Genomic DNA, 6,368 nt, shown 5'->3' on the forward strand with positions numbered 1-6,368 from the left:
GCTCCGTTGCTACAGGGACGCATTAATGATGATTTTCAGACTATAAATCCAGTAACTTCAGGTTGAATGGGTATATAACATTAAGTCTGATTACTGTTATAATCAGACTTAACATAAGAAGTGTAGTTAATGTAGTCAACGGCATATATTTGCCCATTAACGTTGGAACCACTCTTACGTTTACCATTATCCCCTGATTTTAATAAGTCATTAAGTTTAACTATCTGGATTTCAGACAGCTTATCAAGAGATTGGCGAAATAATTTATTATTTACAGCATGCCTGGAATGCCTTACCAATCGATCGAGCGTATGAAATCCAGGTAACTCAAAATTTGATTGTAATAGATGCTCCATAACGGCATTAATAATATCTGGAATATTGTTCATTGTGTGAGATGCTTCATAAGCATGTTTAATTGCTAACTTCCTGCCGACATGCATTGGTTGCCCATCAATATTTTCTGATCCCCAGCGCTTAACCTTCAGATGTTGCCGAATTTTATTTCTGTGTGCATAAAGAGTTGTTTTTGATTGATAGCCGATTTTTAATCGATGATGTAATTTCAATGACTGTCTAATATGATGCACGATTTCATCAGGAACCTCATCGATACTTATAAAATAGCCCAGTCGTTGAAAGGTCTTAAGTTGAACAGAAAAATTTAAATGAGAGTGCGGTTTATTGGCCACGGTTTTCATAAGATCTATTTCATCGTGAGTCAAGGTATATTGACAGAGCTCTTTTTGTTTGATTTTCCTGCGCTTAGAATAACGAGGGTAGGCTGTTCTTTCAATTGAGGACATAAATTGTTTCTACATGTGTAAAATATTCTAAGTCCTTTTAGGTATACTTTACATAATTAAATTGACGGATTATGATACATGAAATCGGCAATCTTAACTAGGACATAGATATGCTTCACAAACGAACGTTTAAGATACAGCAATGTTAGTTGGCTATGCACGAGTTTCAAAATCAGATGGATCTCAATCTTTAGATTTGCAAATGGATGCACTTATTCAGGCCGGTGTTTCTAAAGAAGATATTTATCAAGACCAGGCATCGGGAAAAGATATGAAACGTCCCGGACTTGATTCTTGTCTAAAGGCATTACGTGAAAGTGATGTTCTTGTCGTTTGGAAACTTGATCGATTAGGGCGCAGCTTGCAGCATCTTGTTAATACCGTACAAAAACTTACTGACAAAAATATTGGCCTAAAAGTTATAACTGGAAAAGGAGCTGATATTGATACAGCAACTTCAACCGGTAAATTGATTTTTGGATTTTTTGCGGTTTTGGCTGAATTTGAACGTGACCTTATTATTGAACGAACCAAAGCAGGTTTAGAGTCTGCTCGTGCCAGAGGAAAAAAAGGTGGACGTAAATTTGCTCTTACAAAGGCGCAGGTTAGATTAGCTCAAGCAGCGATGAGTAATAAAGATACTGTTGTCAGCGAATTGTGTAAAGAACTAGGAGTAACTAGAGCTACTTTATATAGATATGTTGCTCCTAATGGTGAACTAAGAAATCACGCACAAGCCATACTTTGCCAGTAGGAGTACCATATGAATCCATCTATTCATGCTCTACCAGACAAGTCGTTTCCCTTTGTCTGGAGATATTTAAGAAATAAAAAATGGCATTTAGCTGGGCTTACTTTTGTCGCCATCGTTCATTCAATAGAAATATCACTAAATCCTTATCTTTTGAAAGTTCTTATTAATACCGCCATTCAATTTTCAACTGATCGAGCTAAAATGGTAGCTGCAATATTAATCCCTGCGGCCATTTATATCGCATTACCCATGATCCTGAATTCCAACTTACGCCATATTTCAATATGGGGATCTAAGCGTGTAGCCCCCCATAAAATCAAATAAACTCTGAATGATATTAATTTACGAGGCTATAAATGAAAAAAAATTTAGGGTTATTATTTTTATTATTAATAAATGGTTCCGCTCTTTATCTAATTTACTTGTACATTATAGTGGCCTGCTCAACAATGAAAAATAATATTTTTCATATTCCCTATGAACCCTCAGGGATGCAAATTTTTTACTATTTTATCTCATTACCTTTGTTTTTAGTATTGGCCTTTCTAAGTCGTATTCATAGTTACTATTATGATTTAAAAACATGTTTAGCTTATGGATTTTTCTGTATTTGGCTTTCCTATTTTTTATTAATTTTATATGTGGATCAAGTAATTCATTTTCCTTCAGGAAAACCCCCATTCTATTATGGAAGTCTAATTATTTCATTAGGTGCAATTTCATATATTCTTTTTTCTACGTATTTCCAATATAAACAATTAAATCAAGCGGTAGCTTAAAAGTCACATAAGAAGCAGATTGATTATTTCAATATCATCTGATACTAAGCATGCGGAAAAACCTAGTGATTATGTAAAAGTGCCGTCTGCTCAGATTTTGATGGACCATTTCTCAGGGCAAAAATCAAAGATTTGCTAATTTCCCGTGACCCTTTACGTGATATTTGGTGATAACTAAATACACGCTTAAAAGCGTGTCGCTACCGCGTATATCAATTTGGGACATCCCAGTCCCCAGAATTCACTCACCAACGCGACCTTCCATAGCGCGCAGCGAATGAATATTTTTTATAGGCTAAATTACTTTTATAAGTTATTTACTATATTCAATTTCTTTCTAGTAAATTCAGAAAAACCATAAGAAACCATATGCTTAACTTCTGGCTCCAACGACTGGAGATAATTATAAGTTAATGACGGAACTTCTACAGAGCGGCTTCTGGCTTGGAGCCTGGTAAAAGGAGACATCCTCAATTTTTAATCTTTATTATTTGCAGGAATCCTAGACTAATCCTGTTATTAAAAGATTAAAATTTGCACATGACCCTTTTTTACCAGAATCCCGTCCGGGGGTCTACTAATGATTATTTTATTGACGCTGTACTTAAATAATCATTTCCCCAGATCAATTAACTAGTTACTCAGCAAGAGTTCTAACCCATTGCGCAAAAGCTTCGTTCTCAAATTCATAAGTATCTCGTGGAGACTTAAAAACCACATCGCTAAGTTTAGACATCGCACGCTGAACATGTGTAACCTCCAAAGATTCAACACCGATAATTTTACGCAGTTTTAAAACTACCGCTCTGCTGAAAGGCTTTAAGGAAGAGTCTTCGGCAATCATGCGAACCAATGCTTTTTGCGTTGCATCAAGTGCAGCCCAAGCACCCTCATGATTTTCAGTATGAGCAAGCTTATCTGCTACAGTTTTCATCGCATCCTCTAATGTTATAGATGGGTTAAGCACCATGTCCACTATACCAACCAAAAAAGGTTCCGGTTGTTGCTGAAAACTAACAAACGCTTCCCAGGCAGACTGGATAGATAATATCCTACCAGTAGATTGTTTAAAACGCTCAGCAATATACTCAACAAAATCCCGATCTAACTTTGGAAAATCTGCTATGGCTGATCCAGTTGAATAAAGAGGTGCATTTGAGTTAGAAAAAACATGTGCTAATTGTGTGCGTGATGAGCCCGTGAATACTACTCTTAAATGACTTTGATTTCTGGTTATCGATGTGCGCAGCGCTGTTGCAACTGCTTCATGCTCTTTGGTTTTTGCTAATTCTTGTGCTTCATCAATAAGCAATAAAACAGGCTTTTTCCTGCATAACTCATCAATCAAAACATCTATTTGCAAAGCGATTTCTGTCTGGGCTTTCTTAGAATGAACCCCGAGCTCAACTTCGCCTTCAAGTTTTGCTCCCGCCAGTTCGGCCTTTGCTTTAATTTTTTTTATTGGTGTATGTAGTTTTGCAACTAAACTTTGGACCGCATTTTTCGGTTCCAATGCTCGCTCTAAAGCTCGTACAATAGAAACTCCTGGCGATAATTTGGTTTGCCAAAGATCAACGTAAGCTACTGTATAACCCGAATTTTCAGCTGCCGGGGTTAAATCTTTCAAAAGGAATGATGTTTTCCCTGCTCTACGTGGAGCAAAAATAGTAGTGGAAGTAACTAACCCTGCATTCAATGTGTCTAAATATATCTTAGCAAGTGCAGGTCTGTGATAATGCCAAATTTCAATTAGATTCATTTTATTATACATTTTTATACTTGAATAGAATAATTATACAGTATTATAATAATTTTGTATATGACAAACTTATTCACCAATTGATTGGCAAATAAAACGGGGGTTTATTTTACTTTTCTAAGATAGTTAGAAAATTTGTAATATTTAAGGCTAAAACAAGTAAATTAATATGGTAAAATAATCTATGTTAACTTATTATGTATTTTATCGAGATATTTAACCCAAAGATCATATTATGCTAATAGGATATGCCCGAGTCTCTACAGATGATCAAAATTTAAACTTACAACATGATGCCTTAAAAAATTCAGGTTGCGAACGAATCTTTGACGATCAAATTACTGGAAGCAAAATCCAACGTCCTGGGTTAGAAGCTGCATTAGAATTTGCTCGAGAAGGAGATGTCTTTGTCGTATGGCGTTTAGATCGATTAAGTAGATCGCTGAAGGATCTAATTGAGATGGTCGCCCTGCTTGACTCAAAGAAAATTGGCTTACGAAGTCTTCATGAATCAATTGATACTTCGTCTAGTTCAGGAAAATTAATCTTCCATATATTTGGAGCATTAGCAGAGTTTGAGCGTAATCTTATACGCGAGCGAACTCATGCTGGGCTTCAGGCTGCAAGAGCTAGAGGTAGAAATGGTGGAAGACCGAAAAAGCTATCTGCGGATAAAGCCAAATTAGCTACCCAGCTTTATGAAGGAAAGCAACATAGCATTCAAAAAATCTGTGAATTATTAAGTATATCAAAACCAACATTATATAAGTACTTGAAGGTAGTCTAATTACTCATCGCAAAGGGAATTAATAATGAATCAAGAAGATATCATAATTTGGCAATATGAAAATATTAAAGACCTGTATCTGGCATCTTTTCAAAGATTAGTAACAATTACTACCTTAATAAATTCAGGCGGCATTTTATTAAATGTGACTTTGCTTTCCAGTGAATCAACTAAACTCTTCACTTACATTGTTAAAATTTGCAGCTACTCTTTTTATCCATTCAAATGGGGATTAATAAGTTTTGTAATAGCATTAGCTTTAAACTTTTATATATTATTTTATGATTTTAGATATCTTAGTACAGAGATGAAAAGAACCTATTGTGACTTACAAACTAAAGGAGCATGTTCCCCAAATCCTAATTTTGAGAATGCGGACAAACGATTGTGGTTAATTGGTAGGATATCCATTTTATTCATGGCGTTAGGAATAATCCTTTCGTTGTATCCAGTGTTAAGCCTAAAAAATACTTCATAAAGATAAATGAGAACAAGAAATAAGTCAGATATAGTTAAATTAAACTAATCCGAGGTGAAATATGGAATTCACTATTGATGATTGTAAAGAACATATAATTGGCAAATTACAAGAAGGATTAAAGAATAACGCTCTTCATTCAACCTGTTTGAATTGGGCAAGCTATGACGTTGCTTTAGATTCATGCGTTAATACATTTATGCTTGAGATGAGAATAGCAAATCCTGATGACCCAACAGGATACAGAGATCATCAGGAGCGCCTAGCACTTATTCAAACTAAGTCAAACCTAACAAATCTCTTTTCAGAAGTACTTTTTGAGTTGTCAAGAAGAAGAATATTAAGACCAGGATGTAGGCATGGAGGACACTTTACTATTTCGCAAGTAAGAAATTTAGATGAAGGTTTTACAATAACTGAATATGGTAAACAATGGCTTAAATCACATCAAAGTAACCTTTTGTCCATGGAAAAAGGAAGATTAGAAGAAAGCTTTAGTCAATTTCAGCCACTATTTGGTAAAGATTATTTTAAAAGAACTAAAGAAGCTGTGAGCTGCTACTTTTCAGGAAATTATTTAGCATGTTGTGTAATGTGTGGAGCTGCTACGGAATCCATTCTGCTATCTGCAGCGTTTATAAAATTTGATAAAGCCCAAGTACTCAATACCTATAGAACAGGTAGCGGTAGAAGTAGGTTAGAAAAGTCTTTATTTGGTCAGGCTGATCAATATATACAAGATAGATATGCAAAATATACTGATTTAATTAATTATTGGAGAGATGAATCAGGTCATGGGGATGAATCTGAAATTGATGTTCATGAAGCATATATCGCTTTACTTACATTCTCACATTCCGCACCATCCCATCTAAATTTTCTCAATTAATTATTTGTCCAAATTTCCAACAATCCAATTTAAATAATTGTACATAAAGCCCGGGGATTTGCTCCGTTCCTGTTATTTGTGCCCCCAATAACAGCGTATCCCCTGGATCTCAGGAG

The 6,368-nt window shown here is 35.2% G+C and carries 8 protein-coding genes; 6 read left to right on the forward strand and 2 right to left on the reverse strand.

All coding sequences use genetic code 11. The annotated features are described in order from the left end of the window. Positions 1-80: 80 nt before the first annotated feature. Complete coding sequence (locus ACQY7T_RS02310; RefSeq protein WP_428411104.1) at positions 81-806, reverse strand: DUF4158 domain-containing protein; 726 nt, start codon at positions 804-806, stop codon at positions 81-83. A 142-nt stretch (positions 807-948) separates the two neighbouring features. Here ACQY7T_RS02310 and ACQY7T_RS02315 point away from each other — a divergent pair, with 142 nt between their 5' ends. Genes ACQY7T_RS02315 through ACQY7T_RS02325 form a run of 3 tightly spaced genes read left to right on the forward strand, consistent with a single transcriptional unit; the run spans position 949 to position 2,339 of the window. Further along, positions 949-1,560, forward strand: a complete 612-nt coding sequence (locus ACQY7T_RS02315; RefSeq protein WP_428411105.1) for a recombinase family protein — start codon at positions 949-951, stop codon at positions 1,558-1,560. A gap of 9 nt (positions 1,561-1,569) precedes the next feature. Then, a complete protein-coding gene (locus tag ACQY7T_RS02320) occupies positions 1,570-1,884 on the forward strand; it encodes a hypothetical protein (RefSeq protein WP_428411106.1) in 315 nt (104 codons plus the stop codon). A gap of 32 nt (positions 1,885-1,916) precedes the next feature. Continuing rightward, entirely contained in the window at positions 1,917-2,339 is a 423-nt protein-coding gene (locus ACQY7T_RS02325; RefSeq protein WP_428411107.1) for a hypothetical protein, read from the forward strand. A gap of 637 nt (positions 2,340-2,976) precedes the next feature. Here ACQY7T_RS02325 and ACQY7T_RS02330 read toward each other — a convergent pair. Then, positions 2,977-4,098 (reverse strand): ATP-binding protein, encoded by a 1,122-nt coding sequence (locus tag ACQY7T_RS02330; protein WP_428411108.1) that lies wholly within the window; start codon positions 4,096-4,098, stop codon positions 2,977-2,979. A gap of 235 nt (positions 4,099-4,333) precedes the next feature. On the opposite strand from ACQY7T_RS02330, the gene ACQY7T_RS02335 reads away from it, so the two are divergent. The 3 genes from ACQY7T_RS02335 (at position 4,334) to ACQY7T_RS02345 (ending at position 6,252) form a co-directional block, all read left to right on the forward strand. Next, on the forward strand, positions 4,334-4,885 hold the full coding sequence (locus ACQY7T_RS02335; protein WP_428411109.1) for a recombinase family protein: 552 nt from the start codon (positions 4,334-4,336) through the stop codon (positions 4,883-4,885). 25 nt (positions 4,886-4,910) lie between these two features. After that, positions 4,911-5,363: a hypothetical protein gene (locus ACQY7T_RS02340; RefSeq protein ID WP_428411110.1), complete on the forward strand. Its 453-nt coding sequence runs from the start codon at positions 4,911-4,913 to the stop codon at positions 5,361-5,363. A gap of 61 nt (positions 5,364-5,424) precedes the next feature. After that, positions 5,425-6,252 (forward strand): hypothetical protein, encoded by an 828-nt coding sequence (locus ACQY7T_RS02345; RefSeq protein WP_428411111.1) that lies wholly within the window; start codon positions 5,425-5,427, stop codon positions 6,250-6,252. Positions 6,253-6,368 lie beyond the last annotated feature (116 nt).

The sequence above is a fragment of the Legionella sp. genome (assembly GCF_965140895.1).
In the GTDB taxonomy this organism is placed as follows: domain Bacteria; phylum Pseudomonadota; class Gammaproteobacteria; order Legionellales; family Legionellaceae; genus Legionella.

Bases quoted from the DNA above. Each gene is read 5' to 3' on its own strand.
- ACQY7T_RS02335 (WP_428411109.1), top strand. From the start codon at position 4,334: ATGCTAATAGGATATGCCCGAGTCTCTACAGATGATCAAAATTTAAAC.
- ACQY7T_RS02330 (WP_428411108.1), bottom strand. From the start codon at position 4,098: ATGAATCTAATTGAAATTTGGCATTATCACAGACCTGCACTTGCTAAG.
- ACQY7T_RS02340 (WP_428411110.1), top strand. From the start codon at position 4,911: ATGAATCAAGAAGATATCATAATTTGGCAATATGAAAATATTAAAGAC.
- ACQY7T_RS02325 (WP_428411107.1), top strand. From the start codon at position 1,917: ATGAAAAAAAATTTAGGGTTATTATTTTTATTATTAATAAATGGTTCC.
- ACQY7T_RS02315 (WP_428411105.1), top strand. From the start codon at position 949: ATGTTAGTTGGCTATGCACGAGTTTCAAAATCAGATGGATCTCAATCT.
- ACQY7T_RS02310 (WP_428411104.1), bottom strand. From the start codon at position 806: ATGTCCTCAATTGAAAGAACAGCCTACCCTCGTTATTCTAAGCGCAGG.
- ACQY7T_RS02320 (WP_428411106.1), top strand. From the start codon at position 1,570: ATGAATCCATCTATTCATGCTCTACCAGACAAGTCGTTTCCCTTTGTC.
- ACQY7T_RS02345 (WP_428411111.1), top strand. From the start codon at position 5,425: ATGGAATTCACTATTGATGATTGTAAAGAACATATAATTGGCAAATTA.